Origin of the sequence: Parabacteroides sp. An277 (assembly GCF_002159645.1) — a bacterium.
Lineage (GTDB): Bacteria > Bacteroidota > Bacteroidia > Bacteroidales > Tannerellaceae > Parabacteroides.
Map to the genome: position 1 here is coordinate 12,375 of NZ_NFJB01000006.1, position 16,440 is coordinate 28,814.

Sequence of the window (16,440 nt, forward strand, 5' to 3'; positions counted from 1 at the left end):
TAAAGATACATATCTTTAGGTTGCAGATACGTATCTTTAAGTTGCAGATATATATCTTTAGCCTAAAGATAGAGAATCTCCCGTGTGTTTTCTTTTTTAAGCTCCCTTCATTTCTTCTAATTGTAGGGTCTGTTCCGTCCATTGGTCCATGGCTTCCGATAAAGCGCGCTTTTGTTCGGCATATTGAGTATAAAGGGAAGGGTCGGAAGCTCCTTCGGGCGAAGCGAGGCGAGTTTCGAGTTCGGTGATGGATTGCTCCAGCTCTTCGATGCGATGTTCAGCTTCGGCTACCAGTTTCTCTTGCCGTTTGATTTGGCGGTTCAACTCTTTGCGTGCTTCGTAATTAAGTTTGGAATCACTCGAACTGGGAGATTCGGCATTCGTTTGCTTTTGCATCGTAGTATTCTTTTCCAGCTCTTGCAAGCTTTCGAGTTTTTTCTTTTCAAGAAAGTCGTAAATGCCGCCTAAGTGTTCTTTGACGCGTTGATGACCAAATTCATATACTTTTTCTACTAATCCATCGAGAAATTCCCTGTCGTGCGAGACGACGATGACCGTCCCGTCGAATTCCTTCAAGGCATTCTTCAGGACATCTTTCGAGCGCATATCGAGGTGGTTCGTAGGTTCGTCGAGGATAAGGAGGTTTACGGGTTCGAGCAAAAGGCGAATCATAGCCAGACGGCTTCGTTCACCCCCTGATAGTACGCGCACTTTCTTCTCAGAAGCCTCGCCTCCGAACATGAACGCGCCTAAGATGTCGCGTATCTTCGTGCGGATATCTCCTTGTGCCACATAGTCGATGGTTTCAAAAACGGTTTTGTTTTCGTCCAAGAGCTGGGCTTGGTTTTGCGCGAAATAACCAATCTTTACGCCATATCCTATCTTTAAAGAACCCTCGAACGGGATTTCGCCCATGATACATTTAACTAACGTAGACTTACCTTCGCCATTCCGTCCTACGAAAGCGACTTTCTCGCCTCTACGAAGGGTAAAATTCACGTGCTCGAAAATAAGATGTTCTCCATATCGCTTTGAAACCTCTTCGGCAATAATCGGATAAGCTCCCGAATGAGGAGCCGGAGGAAACTTCAAATTCAGCATAGCTGTATCCACTTCGTCTACTTCGATGCGTTCGATTTTCTCCAATTGTTTAATGCGTGATTGCACTTGCGAAGATTTAGTGGCTTTGTATCGGAACCGCTCAATGAAGGCTTCTGTATCGGCCAGTTTCTTTTGTTGGTTTTCGTACGCACGGAGTTGTTGCTCGCGCCTTTCTTTTCGGAGCACGACATATTCGGAATATTTTACCTTATAGTCATAAATATGCCCCAGTTCGATTTCGATGGTGCGAGAGGTCGTATTGTCGATAAATGCCCGGTCGTGTGAAACGAGTACCACGGCATTGGCCCGGGTGGCGATAAAGGTTTCGAGCCATTGGATGGATTCGATATCAAGGTGATTCGTAGGTTCGTCGAGAAGAAGCACATCCGGACGACGCAGCAAGAGCTTGGCCAATTCGATGCGCATGCGCCATCCTCCGCTGAACTCGCTCGTCGGGCGGTCGAAATCCTCTCTTCGGAAACCTAAACCTAAAAGCGTACGTTCCAATTCCGCATGGTAATTGGTCCCTCCTGCCATTTGGAATTGTTCGGAAAGATGCGTCACCTGTTCGATGAGTTTATGATAAGCATCCGATTCGTAGTCCGTCCGTTCGGCTAATTGGGCATTGAGGCGTTCCATTTCACGCTCCATCTCATGCAGATGGTCGAATGCCTGTTCGGCCTCTTCGCGTACGGTGCGTGTATCCTTTAGTTGCATGTGCTGAGGCAAATAGCCAATAGTCGTTTCTTTGGGTATGCTGACGATGCCGCCTGTAGGCGATTGAAGTCCGGCTAATATTTTAAGGAGGGTTGATTTTCCTGCCCCGTTTTTACCCACTAAGGCAATCCTATCTTTCTTATTTATAACGAATGAAACATCTTCGAAGAGGGTAAATCCCCCAAACTCTACGCGTAAACCTTCGACTGAAATCATACTTTTTTTCTTTAAATTCGGCTACAAAGATACAACACATGAAAAGATTTTTCTATCTTCGCATATTATTAACATCAAAATTTGTGACACCATGAAGAAGAAAAGTTTAACATTGTGTGTAGCGGTTGCATTGGCCGGTAGTATGACCTTTACATCTTGTATTGGTTCGTTTGGATTGACAAACAAATTGTTAAGTTGGAATCAGGGTATTAATAGCAAGTTTGTGAACGAGGTGGTATTTATCGTATTCCATATCATCCCTGTTTATGAAATTTCTTGCTTGGCCGATATTCTTATTCTTAATTCTATTGAATTTTGGAGTGGCAGTAATCCGGTGGCCGATGCCGGGAAGGTGCAGACTATTCAAACGGAAAATGGTACCTATATGGTAGAAACCCAAACGGATGGATACCATATCGAAAAGGAAGGAGATAAGGATTCGGCCGTAGATTTGGTTTACAATGACGCAGAAAAGACTTGGAGCGTAGAAGCCAATGGAGAGGCATACAAGCTGATGAAGTTTACAGGCGAGCAGGATGTGGTTATGTATCTCCCCGACGGGCAGTCGATGAACGTCGAATTGAGCCAAGCCGGTGTGATGGCTTTCCAGCAAGTAGCCCAGAATTATGGTTATTATGCCGCGCGATAATCGTTGGAATCGGATGGGATTATAACGAGAATCGTTTTGGATTATAACTATAATTACATTCAAATGTAACTATCAATACAATAAAATACAGTTATAAAAAAACAATGAAAATTACAATGAAAAAAACAATGCTGGCCGGCCTGCTTTCGGGCTTTATTGTAAGCTCGGCGTGGGCGGCCGACACGAATCCTCCTGCATTACCTTATTGGCAAGACATTCAGGTAGTGGGGGTGAACAAAGAAGCGCCTCGGGCGTCGTTCATGACGTATGGTGACCGTGAAACAGCGCTTACTTCGCAATATGAAAATAGCCCTTACTACGAGTTGCTGAACGGGACATGGAAGTTCTATTATACGGATTCGCACCGCCAGTTGCCTGCCAACATTACGGATCCTTCAACCAGTACAACCGATTGGGCTGATATCAAAGTGCCGGGAAGCTGGGAGATGCAAGGGTTTGGCGTACCTATTTATATTAATCATGGATATGAATTCAAGCCACGTAATCCGCAACCTCCGAAATTGCCCGATGATATTCCGGTAGGTGTATACCGTCGTTCGTTTGAAGTACCTGAAGGATGGGACGGACGTGATATTTATCTGCAACTCGCGGGAGCGAAAGCTGGCGTGTATGTCTATGTGAATGGAAAGGAAGTGGGCTATAGTGAAGATTCAAAGAATCCGGCCGAGTTCCTTATCAATTCCTATCTGCAACCCGGTAAGAACGAATTAGCCGTGAAAATCTTCCGTTGGTGTACAGGTTCTTACCTTGAATGCCAAGATTTCTGGCGCATGAGCGGTATTGAACGAGATGTATTCCTCTGGTCGCAACCGAAGGTGGCGGTAAAGGATTACCGCGTGATTTCTACGCTGGATGATACCTATAAGAATGGTATCTTTAAGTTGTCGGTAGATATTAAGAACCATACCAGTCAAACGCAGGATATCGAAGTGGTATATGAACTCTTGGATGCCAACAAACAGGTGGTAGCTACTTCTACGAATAAGGTGAGTGCGAAGGCAAATGCCATCACTACGACCTCTTTCGAGAAGGAAATGCCAAATGTAACTACGTGGAATGCGGAACATCCTAATCTCTATAAACTTTTGATGACGGTGAAAGAGAATGGAAAAGTGGTGGAGGTTGTTCCTCAGAATGTAGGTTTCCGTCGTTTTGAAATTAAAGAGACAACGCAAATTGCTGGTAATGGAAAGCCTTATGTGGTGTTCCTTTTCAATGGACAACCTATCAAATTCAAAGGGGTAAATATTCATGAAACAAATCCGGAGACAGGTAAGTATGTGCCAGAAGAGTTGATGCGCAAAGATCTTGAATTGATGAAACAACATAACATCAACGCTATCCGCCTTTCGCATTATCCTCAAGATAGACGCTTTTATGAACTTTGTGACGAGTATGGATTTTATGTTTATGATGAAGCGAATATTGAATCGCATGGTATGTATTATAATCTCCGTAAAGGAGGTACGTTAGGTAACAATCCTGAATGGTTGAAACCGCACATGGTACGTACTGAGAATATGTATGAACGCAATAAAAACCATCCTTGTGTGACAATCTGGTCGTTGGGGAATGAAGCTGGAAATGGATATAATTTCTATCAAACATATCTCTATTTGAAGGATAAAGAAAAGGATATGATGCACCGTCCGGTCAATTATGAGCGTGCTCAATGGGAATGGAATACGGATATGTATGTGCCTCAGTATCCCAGTGCCGCTTGGCTGGAAGAGATTGGACAAGAAGGGAGTGACCGTCCTATAGTTCCTTCTGAGTATGCGCATGCGATGGGTAATTCAACTGGAAATCTTTGGGATCAATGGCGTGCGATTTATAAGTATCCGAACTTGCAAGGTGGTTTTATCTGGGAATGGGTAGAACATGCCATGTGGAAAACGGATGCTAATGGGAATCGTTATTTTGCATATGGTGGAGATTATGGAAAAGATATGCCGAGTGATGGTAATTTTGTGTGTGATGGCGTAATTGCGGCCGATCGCACACCGCATCCGGGAATGGAAGAGGTGAAATATACCCACCAGAATGTATGGTTTGAAGCTGTAGATTTGGAGAAAGGAATTATCCGGGTGGAGAACCGTTTCTATTTTACGAGCTTGAAAGACTTTATGATTTCTTATACGGTTAAGGCTAATAATAAGTTGTTGAAAGGGAATAAAATGACTCTGGATTTAGCTCCTCAGACATCGAAAGAAATCACGATACCGTTAGGTAATCTTTTGAAACCTCAAGCTGGCGTGGATTATCTTTTGGATTTTGTGGTAACTACTACGAAAGCGGATGGATTGATTCCTGCGGGATATGATATTGCGCACGAACAATTTATCCTTCCGGTCGAGACGGTAGAAAAAATGGCTTATAAAGCGAATGGTCCGAAGCTGGACGTTACTACAGATGGAAATGAAGTGAAAGTTTCTTCTTCGAAAGTAAACTTTGTATTTGATAAGAAATCTGGCATGGTAACTTCTTACAAAGTAGGAGGCAAAGAGTATTTTGATAAAGGTTTCGGCATTCAGCCTAACTTCTGGCGTGCTCCGAATGATAATGATTATGGTAGTGGCAACCCGGCTCGTTTGGAAATCTGGGAACTTTCAAGCCGTAATTTCAATGTCACGAATGCGACGGGTGAGATTGTAGATAATACAGCTGTGGTGAAAGTAGAATACAAACTGCCGGCTGGGAATAATTTCTACATTACTTATAAGATTTATCCGGATGGTGTGATGAACGTAGCAACTCGCTTTACTCCTGCTCATCTGGATGGTGTGAAAATTGAAGTGTCGGAAGCTACGGCTACGGCTACTTTCTCTCCGGGACGCGATGACGATAAAGTGAGCGAGCGTGATAAAATGGTAGTTCCGCGTATTGGTGTCCGTTTCCGTTTGCCAGTAACCATGGATCAAGTAGAATACTTCGGACGTGGTCCGCTTGAGAATTATTGGGATCGTAAAGCGGGTTATCCTATCGGGCAATATAAGAGTACTGCCGAAGCGCTTTATTATCCTTATGCTCGTCCGCAAGAAAATGGACATCATTGCGACACACGTTGGTTAGCTTTGGGCGGAAAAGGACAAAATCTTTTGCTTGTAGCCGATGATATGATGGAGTTCAATGCCTTGCGTAACAGCGTGGAAGACTTCGATGGCGGGAAAGCAACGGATAAGCCTTTCCAATGGAATAACTTCTCTGCGGAGGAAATTGCAAACCGTCCGGAAATAGGTCCGTATGACAAGCCACGTCAAACACATACGACAGATATCATTCCGCGTGATTTCGTAGAGGTATGTGTAGATTTGAAGCAGCAAGGGTTGGCTGGATACGATAGTTGGTATTCGCGTCCTGAACCCGAATATACACTTCCGGCAGACCAAGAATATACGTGGGGCTTTACGTTTATTCCAGGAGCGAAAGCCAATAATGCAGCCAAAAAGGCGGCTTATAGCTATAAATAGCTTCTAACACTTTGTTCATATTCGATCTTTGGGGATCATTGCCTCTTCGCGAAAGCGGGAGGAAAGGTGGTCCCCTTTTTTGTTTTCTCTTCTGGCTAACTTCCATTTTTAACTAAAGCTCATATTGAGTAAAAAATGAGGATGATATTTTATCTAATCTATATATAAGTAAATTTTTTGTTCGAGATTTTACTAAATCTATAATATAGTAAAATCTCTGGAATATATTTTACCAATTATACAAAATAGTAAAATCTCTATGCTGGAATTTACTAAATCTATAATTCGGTAAAATCCAGTATCGAGATTTTGCTAAATCGACAATATAGTAAAATCTCTGCTGATATTTTTACTTGAATGAATAAATAGTAAAAATGGAATGAAGTTTGTACTGTTTTCGAAGTCCAAATAGCTTTGGCTTAAAAAAAGAAAGGCGGAAACCCGATGGAGTTCCCGCCTTGTGACTCGTATAGGATTCAAACCTATAACCTTCTGATCCGTAGTCAGATGCTCTATTCAGTTGAGCTAACGAGCCGTCCAAAATGTATTTGCAACGCTGAAAAAGTGACTCGTATAGGATTCAAACCTATAACCTTCTGATCCGTAGTCAGATGCTCTATTCAGTTGAGCTAACGAGCCTTGTTTCTCTATTGCGAGTGCAAAGGTAGTGATATTTTTTGTATCTGCAAATCTTTTGGGGAATTTTTTTTATTCCTCCTCGATTTTTTCGTGTTCGTTCTTTTCAACATTTGATGCGCAAGGCATTCAATACTTCGCGCATTCGTTCGTAAGTCGTTATACGAGTGGGTACTAAAGGTAAACGAAGCTTGTTTTCCATAAAGCCCATCATGTTGAGCATACTTTTGACGCCTGCCGGGTTCCCATCCACAAACAAAAGGCTGAACAGTTCGGTGAAACGATGGTGGATAATCCGTGCGCTTTCATAATCGCCAGCCAAACCCAGGCGCACCATTCGGCCGAATTCGCGCGGAAAAGCATTTCCGATGACGGAAATCACACCGATAGCCCCTAACGTGATGAGAGGGAAGGTAATGCCATCATCACCCGAAATGACGTTGAAGTTCGCGGGTTTGTTTTTAATGATGTCGTCCATTTGCGTAATGTTTCCTGAGGCTTCTTTTACGGCAATAACGTTTTTAAACTCGCGAGCGATGCGGAGCGTCGTTTCGGCCGTCATGTTTACGCCCGTCCGTCCCGGCACGTTGTAGAGGATAATGGGGAGCTCCGTTGCTTGGGCAATGGCTTTATAGTGTTGGTAAATGCCTTCTTGAGAGGGTTTATTATAGTATGGCACTACCGAAAGAATCGCATCGATACCTTCGTAATCGTCGTGCTTCAGCTTCTCTACAATCGCCCGCGTACAATTCCCTCCTACGCCCAATACGATGGGGATACGGCGTCGTACGCGCGTTATCACCAATTTCTTAATCTCGTCCTTTTCTTCCTCGGTCAATGTTGGAGTCTCGGCCGTGGTACCCAATACGACCAGATAATCAGCTCCGTTTTGGAGCAAATAATCTACCAATCGGCCCAATGCCTCGTAATCCACACTTTCATCTGCTTTGAAGGGGGTAACCAGTGCTACGCCCATTCCTTTCAAATTTATATCTGCCATAATTTGTAATTGCCAAATCTCTATATTATCCCACAAAAGTAAACAAATTTCAGTTATGCTGAACGGAATGTTTGCAAATAATGTAGCATTTGTGCGAATATGTAACGAATATCGCGTTTCGGTACCTCCAACGTGCAATCATAAAGTCCGTCCGATGTCTTCTTGATGCCTATCTTGAAGGGTGCCGGGTGCTTTAGTTCGAGATATTGGAGGGGCAAGTGCTCGTCTGGCACTAAATCGAGCAACATGTCGCATGGCTCTGCGCAAAAATGCTTTTCGATGGCCTCAGAAGGAAAAGCCCATAGGTTCATGTCTGCCTTCGTGCATACCAACTGCGCCTCTTTTCCCGTAGAAGAAACCTGTGTATCTGGGGCGAATACGAGGCAATGTACCTTTTTCCCCATGGCTTCCAGTTGTGCTATGCACGCTTCCGCTTCCGCACAGTCTTTTTGTAAATAGATTATACACAGGCTTTTTACCTCGTTCCATGCGAAGAAACGACGCCGACGCGCCTGAGGATGTTTCAACAGCTCTTGTATCCGTTTCCGGATAAAATAGTAGGACAAAATCATGCTTTGTTTGTTCTTTTTCCTTCGTTCAACCTCCCGACAAAGGTAGGAAAAGTTTCTTTTCTGAACAATAGGAGCCGAAAACTTCCGCGACAGGAGGAGAAACTTGGAAACCCGGCGTGAAAACTTCGATAAGTAACTATCTATTCTTTACGTATCGTCGATGTTTGTACGAATATCGTCGATATTTATATATCTTTATGTTGAAGATATAAAAATATCGTCGATACGTAAAGAATATATCGGTACTTTCGCCTATTTCCATCGGGCATATTCCCGTTTTTTGCCCAGGAAAACCGGAAAAACAGGGAGGCAATTAAACAAATGCAGGGGAGGATTTGTTTTCTCTAAAACATTTATCGTATACAACCATGAAATATGTAATTATCGGAGGCGTAGCTGGAGGAGCGACAGTAGCCTCGCGCTTAAGAAGAATGGACGAGCAGGCGGAAATCATCCTCATTGAACGGGGAAAGTTTATTTCGTATGCCAATTGCGGTTTGCCTTATTATATAGGAGGAACCATAGCGGACAGGGGCGACCTGTTAGTACAAACCGAGGCGGGATTTCGGACGCGTTACCGGATTGACGTACGGACACGCCAAGAGGTTACGCGCATATTTCCAGACAAGAAAAAAATCGTAGTGCAGAATATCCGTACAGGTGAGAAGTATGAAGAGGAGTACGACAAATTGGTGCTCTCGCCCGGTGGTTTCCCTTATCAGCCTTCGATTGGCGGAATAAGCAACCCTTTGATATTTACGTTGCGTAGTTTGCAAGACGTAGATTTCCTTAAAAAGTTCATTACAAATAGAAAACCCAAGAAGGCCGTCGTAGTAGGAGGCGGCTTTATTGGCTTGGAAATGGCGGAAAACTTGCAGAAAGCAGGTTTGGAGGTGGTGATTGTCGAATCAACTCCGCAAGTGATGCCTCCATTGGACTATTCGATGGCGGCTATTGTGCATAAGCATTTGCGCGAAAAAGGCGTAGAGTTGGTGCTGGGCGATGGCGTGGTTCGTTTTGAAGATACGGATGATGACGACCATGTAGAGATTGAATTGAAAAGCGGACAGAAGATAATTGCCAACTTGGTCATTCTGAGTATTGGTGTACGCCCAGAGACCTTGCGAGCCCGTGAGGCACATTTGGAAATAGGCAAGCGTGGAGGTATTCTGGTGAATCCTTACCTTCAAACCTCCAATCCGGATATTTATGCCTTGGGCGATGCGATCGAGGTTGAACATCTTATTACCCATCAATCCGTTCACATTCCACTGGCAGGACCGGCCAATAAGCAGGCGCGTATCGTAGCTGATAACTTGGTGTTTGGCAATAAAGAAATTTACAAAGGTTCGATGGGGACTTCCATTGCGAAGGTATTCGACTTGACGGTCGCATCCGCCGGAGCCAATGCCAAACTTTTGCAACGGGAACGGATACCATTCATTGCTTCTTATACGCATGGTAGTTCTCATGCCAGTTATTATCCGGGGGCATCTCCTTTATCGATAAAGATTTTGTTTGCTCCTGAGACGGGTGTTTTGTTGGGGGCACAAGTGGTTGGTACGGAAGGTGTGGATAAACGTATTGAGATGTTGGCACAAACAATTCAACATGGAGGCACGGTACAAGACCTAATGGAGCTGGAACATGCTTATGCACCACCTTATTCTTCGGCCAAAGACCCAGTGAACATGGCGGGTTACGTAGCGGATAACATTTTGAAAGGTAAGGTTCGTATCATGACATGGCGTGAAGTGAAATACCTGCGGCGAGCTACTGTCAAGATTGATGTCCGGACACGCGAAGAGTTTGCCCAAGGTTCGATTCCCGGTTTCATCAATATCCCGTTGGATGAACTTCGAGATCATTTGCAGGAGTTACCGCGTGGTGTGATGATTGTCCTTACCTGTGCGGTGGGTTTACGTGGTTATGTGGCTTATCGAATCTTAGCTCAGAATGGCTTTAATGAACTACGTAATCTTTCGGGAGGCTATAAAACATGGTATATTGCCACCCATTATTAGAGAAAAAGAAAGCCAAGGTCGCTGAATCAGACCTTGGCTTTATCTTTTATTTTACCATTTCTTGAATAATCTGGATTAATTCGCCTCCGATTTCTTCCGCCTCTTGCATGGTATGAGCTTCGGCATATACGCGGATAATCGGCTCGGTGTTACTCTTTCGTAGGTGAACCCATTTGTCGGGGAAGTCAATTTTCACGCCATCTATGTCGGTAATGTCATATTGAGCAAATTTCTCTTTTACCTTTGTCAAGATAGCATCCACATTGATTTCGGGTGTTAATTGCACCTTTTGTTTCGAGATGAAATAAGGAGGATATGTGGCACGCAGTTCGCTTACCTTCATCTGCTTCTTAGCCAAGTGAGTCAAGAAGAGAGCGATACCAACCAATGCATCACGTCCATAATGGCTTGCTGGATAAATGACACCGCCATTTCCTTCACCTCCGATGACGGCATTCGTCTCTTTCATCTTGGCTACAACGTTTACTTCGCCCACAGCGGCAGCATTGTATTCGCATCCAGCATAACGGCGCGTTACATCGCGAAGTGCCCGGCTCGAACTCAAGTTGCTAACGGTATTGCCCGGCGTGCGGCTCAATACGTAATCCGCTACGGCTACTAAGGTGTATTCTTCGACAAACATCTCTCCATTTTCGCAAACAATGGCCAGACGGTCTACATCAGGGTCGACTACAAAACCTACATCCGCCTTCTCTGTCCGGATTAAATTGGAGATATCGGTTAAGTTCTCGGGCAGTGGTTCTGGATTGTGGGCGAAATGTCCTGTCGGATCGCAATTCAGTTCTACTATTTGCGTTACACCTAATGCCTTTAATAGGGCAGGAATGGCAATACCCCCTACCGAATTGACGCAATCGACCGCCACTTTGAAGTGGGCTGCCTTGATAGCTTCTACATCTACCAAATCCAATTTCAGGACTGCGTCAATATGTTTTTGGATATAATCTGTCTTTGTAATTACTTTTCCCAAATGGTCTACGTCGGCGAATGTAAATTCATCTTTAGCCGCCAAGGCTAATACTTCAGCCCCTTCGGCTGCATTCAAGAATTCGCCCTTCTCGTTCAGGAGCTTCAACGCGTTCCATTGTTTGGGATTATGGCTTGCCGTCAGGATAATACCTCCGCAAGCTCCTTCCATGGTGACGGCTAATTCCGTCGTAGGAGTAGTGGCCAGGTCGATATCTACTACGTCGAATCCCATCCCCATCAAGGTACCTAATACGACGTGTTTCACCATCGGGCCAGAGATTCGTGCATCTCGTCCGACCACGATTCGGTTGGTTGTTACTTTCGTATTCTTACGAATGAAAGTGGCATACGCGGCTACGAACTTCACGATAGCCAGCGGATTGAGACCCTCTTCCGGATTTCCTCCGATAGTCCCTCGTATGCCGGAAATAGACTTAATCAGTGTCATAGTATAATATAGTTAAACAATGTATTATTTTCAATTGGAATCGTTTTCAATTATAACTGTTTTCCTTGGCGAATCCAACGAGAATCGTTTTTATTTCTCGAAGATATATCGAACTCGCTCGTAATAAACCGGGTCGCCCGATTGCAAGAACATCGATGAGGAGACCTTAAAAGGTACGATGAGTTTCACTTCCGAGCTATCACCTACATATTGCAAACCGGAGGCCAATCCTTCGCTTACGAAGTTGCTAAGGTAGTTATTCCCGTCCTCGGACGAGGCATAAGCTTGAATCGTATTATAGTACGAAGAGTACGAACATACCATCGTCACCGGGAAAGCACTGCTGGCAAACCCGTCCCATTCAAGTGTATCGTTCATGAAAACCCGCGCCTTGAAGCGGCAAATCACATTCTGGCGCGAACCCATGTGATCTCCGTTACCCGAGTCGATAACGTTGATGTACACGTCATTGTCCATCAAATAGAACTCGTTCTCGGCAAATACGCCATCAGCTGGATACTCGTCCAACACCACAATTCCTTCTTCATCAATCAATCGCTCGATGGCATCCCGCTCATCTTTCAGCATTTCGGCATACGATTTGTTGTCGTCACATGCCGAGAAAGCCCATGCAGCACACCCAAGCAATACCCATCCAACTATTTTCTTCATTGATTCTTTATTATATAATGAATAATTTCGAGCGCAAAGATACGGATTCTCAAAAAATCCTGGCACTTTATTCGTCGTATTCTTTTGTTAAACTTGGATTAAACGTTTCTAATGCGCGTTCGAAAATCTGGACGGCTTCGTCCAACCGGCCATAATATTCCCCGCCGGCAGCGTTCTTATGCCCTCCTCCATGAAAGTAGGTCGAGGCAAATTCATTACAAGGAAAGTCTCCCACCGAACGAAGCGAAATCTTCACATACTCTTTATCTTGGCGGATAAAGGCACTGAAACAAATCCCTTCGATGCTGAGGGGCATATTGACGAATCCTTCCGAATCGCCTGATTTGTAATTGAATCGCCATAATTCCTCCATCGAGAGTGTAATCAATGCGGTGCGTTTCTCTGGATAAAGTTTCATTTTCCGGTAAAGGACATATCCTTGGAGGCGCAAACGAGATTCGGGATATACCTGGAATACATTCCGGTAGATTTTGTCTTTGTCGATGCCTTTCTTAATGAGTTCGGAGATGATGGTGTAAATCTCTGGTTTGTTTGAATTGTAGGTGAACGCTCCCGTGTCGGTCATCATGCCTGTATAGATACAGGTGGCCGCCTCTTGCGTCATCAAATCGAACATGCCCATCCGGCAAATGAAGCGGAAAATCATTTCGCTTGTCGAGGAAATTTCCGGATGTGAAATCGTCAAACGGCAAAAGTCTGCCGGGTTCAGGTGATGGTCAATCAACACCCTCCGTCCAGGAGCTGCCACCAGTGCGTCCGCCATCTTCTCAACTCGCTTCGGTTCGTTGAAGTCGAGGCAGAAAATCACGTCTGCTTCTTGGAGCAAACGATTGGCAAACTCTGTGTATTTCTCGTATATAATAATGTCTTTTGCTCCTGGCATCCATTTGTAAAACTTCGGGAAATCGTTAGGGACAATGACCGAAACGCGCTCTTTCTCGCAAGCATTCAAAAAATGGAACAGCCCAAGTGACGAGCCAATTGCGTCACCGTCGGGCGAGACATGGGAGACAATTACAAACCGTTCTCCTTTTTCTACATATTTTTTCGCTTTCTGAATCTTTTCTTCCGGAATGATTTTCGTAATCATGTTAGTCTTTCTTGTTTGTCCGGCAAAGATACGCTTTTCTTGGAAAATCTTTGTCTTTGCGGCGGAATATTTGCAAACTGCCAAGGATGGTATGTTGGAATGTACTTGTGCGTTGTGTCGGAAAGGATATGTCCATACGCTATTAGAGTGCGAGTGTTCTCGTCAAAGCGTGCTCTATTCGTTGCAAAACGTATGGAATGGCAAAGATTTTCCGTAATGCTTTGCCATTCCATTTGGCAAGGTGCCTCTGATTACAGGATGAGGATTGAAACCCACTGAGAAGGGGCTTCGCTCTTATTTCTTTATTTCAATCTTTTTGATAAACCGCGCTGGGTTGCCTCCTACCACCGTCAGAGGCGGTACGTCGTGCGTTACGACACTGTTGGCGCCGACGATAGCACCATAGCCGATGCGCACGCCAGGAAGGATCGTGGCGTTGATACCAATCCATACCTTGTCTTCGATGATGATGGGCTTGCCATAGGTTGTGCTGCGGTTGTCTGGGTTCGGGTCGTGGTTGATGGTAATCAGGTTTACTTTCGGAGCGATAAATACATTGTCGCCGATGGTAATGCCGCACCGTCCGAAGAAGGTACAGCCTTGTTGAATCCAACAACCTTTGCCGATTTGAATATGTTTGCCATAGTCTACATAGAACGGGGGAAGCAGGGTGGTGGATGGGTCTATCTCCTTTCCGGTAATGCGGCTCAGGTAAGCGCGTACCTCTTCCGGCGTGTGATAGCCTGTGTTCAGTTCGTAAGCCAGCTTCATGTCGTCGAAGATGGCGCTGATGAGTTGGTCATAACCCGGTTCGTGGGGCGAAACCATGGCGCCCGAAAAATCTTTCTCAAAAATGTCCATACAAATTTCTTTTTACTTTATTTGTTATACTTTCTATCCTTGTCTGAGTTCGTATGCAAAGGTAATGGGTTGTCTTGGGTGGGGCTATAACTATCTTACGGATGGAAGTAACCTTATTACGGATGTTGCGTTTTTCCCGGTATCCGTCTCGTTTATGCCCATTTGTTGGTCTCTTTCTTTGGCAATGAGTATCTCTTTGTTTTGTATTGAGATAGCAAAAGTGGCACTTTTGCCTATCATCAGTGCCGCTTTTACCTATCATCAGTGCCACTTTTGTTTATTCAAGATGAAAGAACGATTTAATTTATTCGCTTCAGAGATGTGGTAGGGGCGATATGTATGCTCTCTTTATTCCTTAATCTTTTTTATCCCAACAACTGGGAATCGGAAATAATTTCCCTGTATATTTGTGTGTAGAATCAGATTTAAAAGAAAAAAAGGTATGATAGGTAGAAAATTAAGAGTCTTTGTTCTCGTGGCCCTTTTGTGCGGTTCCTTTTCGCTGGAAGGCATGGCGCGTACGGGAAAACAGTTGGCAAAAGAGGATTTGGAGGGATGGTATGTAGGCGTGCAAACCGGTTTCCCGTTTGCGGTAAGTACTTTTACGAGTTTTGGTACGGATAAAGCACGCTTTGGATGGAATGCCATTCCGTATGTAGGGTATCGTTTCAATCCGGTGCTTTCGTTGGAAGGGCAGGCTTTATGGGGAAGAGTGCATCTGAGTTCCCGGGAAGCGCAAGCGGATTATGTATGGGACGGATGGCGTTTCGGCGATTTGCAGAGCGACGTGTTTACGCAACGTTATACGGTGCAGCTGAACGTGAACCTCTTGGGTTTCTTTTCCCAGACACGTTACAGCCGCTGGAATTTGGAGGTCTCGCCTTCCGTTTCTGCCATCGGCACCCAAGCGAATATTCGTCCTATCGAAGGCGGGAATCATCTCTTGGAGAGCGACCCACGATGGCATGCAGGCATAGGAGCCAACATACAATCCTCGTATCGCATTACCCGGAATTTCTTCGTAGGGCTTTATAGCAATATCCATTTCTTGACTGGACGGCAACTCGACGGGGTGCCTGCCGGAGGATATGGTTCCAATTATATTTGGGACGTAGGTATCAACCTGGGTTGGGCTTTTGGCAAGAAACGGTAACCGAAACGTTATGACAGTTTGGATTCCTCTCACTTTTCGGAGGAAGTGCCGGAGGTTGATTTCCGTAACACATACACTTTGTGCGTACCGATACCTTCGCTACCGATACCCGATGTGGCTTCAGCCTTCCAATGTCTCAGCTCTTTAGCTGCGGTGTCGCGGAGCAATCCTGTCAGTTGGCAATAATCCGTTACGGTAAGGAAGGGATGCGTTTCCAGATATTGTTTAGCCAGCGCCAATCGTTCCTCGGGAGTGTATTGAGTAGAAGATTTACAGAATTTACGTGTCGAGCGTTCCAATGTGCAATGCGCATTGGTTCGCCGAAGCAATTCTTTATCTGCTTTGAAATGGACATTGTCGATTTGTATATTCGTGGCATTACGCTTTGTACTTCCAGCTTCGCCCATTTCTCGTTCAACCCCTTTTCGTAGTCCCAAAGCAGGCGAGAAGACGCCGATGCCTTCAATCTTGACCGAGCGGCCCGAAGCCATTTCGTATGCGATTTCCTCGGCCAACGCCTGCACAATACCCTTCACGTCTCCAGAAGTAAAGCTGCTGGCTTCACAAATCTTCTCTATGATATTTTCTAAATTAGCCTGTCCCCACAACTTCATGCGCGGGAAAAGGATGCGTTTGCCCTCTTGATTGGGCAGGTTTGATTCTTGCATTTCGTACGATGCCATAATGGGTTGTCTCCTTTAAAATATAAGGGAAAATTCCGCCCCTCATCCAGGAAAATCCTCCGAATGGCGGACCAAACTTTCCGAAGTTACGATTAAATCTCTATCTTTAGGCTAAA

General features: G+C 44.8%; 12 protein-coding genes and 2 tRNA genes. 4 read left to right on the forward strand and 10 right to left on the reverse strand.

Translation table 11 applies throughout. The features are described from left to right. Positions 1-96: 96 nt before the first annotated feature. A complete protein-coding gene (locus B5F77_RS03570; RefSeq protein WP_087327754.1) occupies positions 97-2,034 on the reverse strand; it encodes an ABC-F family ATP-binding cassette domain-containing protein in 1,938 nt (645 codons plus the stop codon). A 91-nt stretch (positions 2,035-2,125) separates the two neighbouring features. Here B5F77_RS03570 and B5F77_RS03575 point away from each other — a divergent pair, with 91 nt between their 5' ends. Both B5F77_RS03575 and B5F77_RS03580 read left to right on the forward strand, forming a co-directional pair. Next, on the forward strand, positions 2,126-2,683 hold the full coding sequence (locus B5F77_RS03575) for a DUF3332 domain-containing protein (RefSeq protein WP_087327757.1): 558 nt from the start codon (positions 2,126-2,128) through the stop codon (positions 2,681-2,683). Positions 2,684-2,787: 104 nt separating this feature from the next. Next, entirely contained in the window at positions 2,788-6,174 is a 3,387-nt protein-coding gene (locus B5F77_RS03580) for a glycoside hydrolase family 2 TIM barrel-domain containing protein (protein WP_087327760.1), read from the forward strand. A 461-nt stretch (positions 6,175-6,635) separates the two neighbouring features. On the opposite strand, the gene B5F77_RS03585 is transcribed toward B5F77_RS03580, so the two are convergent. The 4 genes from B5F77_RS03585 to B5F77_RS03600 form a co-directional block, all read right to left on the reverse strand. After that, positions 6,636-6,709: transfer RNA gene (locus B5F77_RS03585), tRNA-Arg, on the reverse strand. 30 nt (positions 6,710-6,739) lie between these two features. Then, positions 6,740-6,813, reverse strand: a tRNA-Arg gene (locus B5F77_RS03590). Positions 6,814-6,916: 103 nt separating this feature from the next. Then, positions 6,917-7,810: a 4-hydroxy-tetrahydrodipicolinate synthase gene (gene dapA, locus B5F77_RS03595; protein WP_087327763.1), complete on the reverse strand. Its 894-nt coding sequence runs from the start codon at positions 7,808-7,810 to the stop codon at positions 6,917-6,919. Positions 7,811-7,863: 53 nt separating this feature from the next. Continuing rightward, a complete protein-coding gene (locus tag B5F77_RS03600; RefSeq protein WP_087327766.1) occupies positions 7,864-8,382 on the reverse strand; it encodes a hypothetical protein in 519 nt (172 codons plus the stop codon). Between the two features lie 368 nt (positions 8,383-8,750). On the opposite strand from B5F77_RS03600, the gene B5F77_RS03605 reads away from it, so the two are divergent. Further along, positions 8,751-10,406, forward strand: a complete 1,656-nt coding sequence (locus B5F77_RS03605; protein ID WP_087327770.1) for an FAD-dependent oxidoreductase — start codon at positions 8,751-8,753, stop codon at positions 10,404-10,406. 46 nt (positions 10,407-10,452) lie between these two features. Here B5F77_RS03605 and glmM read toward each other — a convergent pair whose 3' ends face one another. The 4 genes from glmM to B5F77_RS03630 form a co-directional block, all read right to left on the reverse strand. Then, positions 10,453-11,844 (reverse strand): phosphoglucosamine mutase, encoded by a 1,392-nt coding sequence (gene glmM / locus B5F77_RS03610; RefSeq protein ID WP_087327773.1) that lies wholly within the window; start codon positions 11,842-11,844, stop codon positions 10,453-10,455. 90 nt (positions 11,845-11,934) lie between these two features. Then, positions 11,935-12,516: a DUF4827 domain-containing protein gene (locus tag B5F77_RS03615; protein ID WP_087327778.1), complete on the reverse strand. Its 582-nt coding sequence runs from the start codon at positions 12,514-12,516 to the stop codon at positions 11,935-11,937. A 67-nt stretch (positions 12,517-12,583) separates the two neighbouring features. After that, entirely contained in the window at positions 12,584-13,627 is a 1,044-nt protein-coding gene (locus B5F77_RS03620; protein ID WP_087327780.1) for a bifunctional oligoribonuclease/PAP phosphatase NrnA, read from the reverse strand. A gap of 294 nt (positions 13,628-13,921) precedes the next feature. Beyond that, positions 13,922-14,488, reverse strand: coding sequence for a DapH/DapD/GlmU-related protein (locus B5F77_RS03630; RefSeq protein WP_087327783.1), 567 nt, complete (start codon positions 14,486-14,488; stop codon positions 13,922-13,924). A 442-nt stretch (positions 14,489-14,930) separates the two neighbouring features. Between B5F77_RS03630 and B5F77_RS03635 the strand changes: the two genes are divergently transcribed. Beyond that, entirely contained in the window at positions 14,931-15,641 is a 711-nt protein-coding gene (locus B5F77_RS03635; protein ID WP_140392807.1) for a hypothetical protein, read from the forward strand. Positions 15,642-15,670: 29 nt separating this feature from the next. Here B5F77_RS03635 and B5F77_RS03640 read toward each other — a convergent pair whose 3' ends face one another. Then, positions 15,671-16,324 carry an HU family DNA-binding protein gene (locus B5F77_RS03640; RefSeq protein WP_087327788.1) on the reverse strand — a complete coding sequence of 218 codons (654 nt, stop codon included), beginning with the start codon at positions 16,322-16,324 and terminating at the stop codon, positions 15,671-15,673. Positions 16,325-16,440: the final 116 nt, after the last annotated feature.

Coding starts and splice junctions, on each gene's coding strand:
- B5F77_RS03605 (WP_087327770.1), top strand. CDS start 8,751: ATGAAATATGTAATTATCGGAGGCGTAGCTGGAGGAGCGACAGTAGCC.
- B5F77_RS03580 (WP_087327760.1), top strand. CDS start 2,788: ATGAAAATTACAATGAAAAAAACAATGCTGGCCGGCCTGCTTTCGGGC.
- glmM (WP_087327773.1), bottom strand. CDS start 11,844: ATGACACTGATTAAGTCTATTTCCGGCATACGAGGGACTATCGGAGGA.
- dapA (WP_087327763.1), bottom strand. CDS start 7,810: ATGGCAGATATAAATTTGAAAGGAATGGGCGTAGCACTGGTTACCCCC.
- B5F77_RS03640 (WP_087327788.1), bottom strand. CDS start 16,324: ATGGCATCGTACGAAATGCAAGAATCAAACCTGCCCAATCAAGAGGGC.
- B5F77_RS03635 (WP_140392807.1), top strand. CDS start 14,931: ATGATAGGTAGAAAATTAAGAGTCTTTGTTCTCGTGGCCCTTTTGTGC.
- B5F77_RS03615 (WP_087327778.1), bottom strand. CDS start 12,516: ATGAAGAAAATAGTTGGATGGGTATTGCTTGGGTGTGCTGCATGGGCT.
- B5F77_RS03620 (WP_087327780.1), bottom strand. CDS start 13,627: ATGATTACGAAAATCATTCCGGAAGAAAAGATTCAGAAAGCGAAAAAA.
- B5F77_RS03575 (WP_087327757.1), top strand. CDS start 2,126: ATGAAGAAGAAAAGTTTAACATTGTGTGTAGCGGTTGCATTGGCCGGT.
- B5F77_RS03630 (WP_087327783.1), bottom strand. CDS start 14,488: ATGGACATTTTTGAGAAAGATTTTTCGGGCGCCATGGTTTCGCCCCAC.
- B5F77_RS03570 (WP_087327754.1), bottom strand. CDS start 2,034: ATGATTTCAGTCGAAGGTTTACGCGTAGAGTTTGGGGGATTTACCCTC.
- B5F77_RS03600 (WP_087327766.1), bottom strand. CDS start 8,382: ATGATTTTGTCCTACTATTTTATCCGGAAACGGATACAAGAGCTGTTG.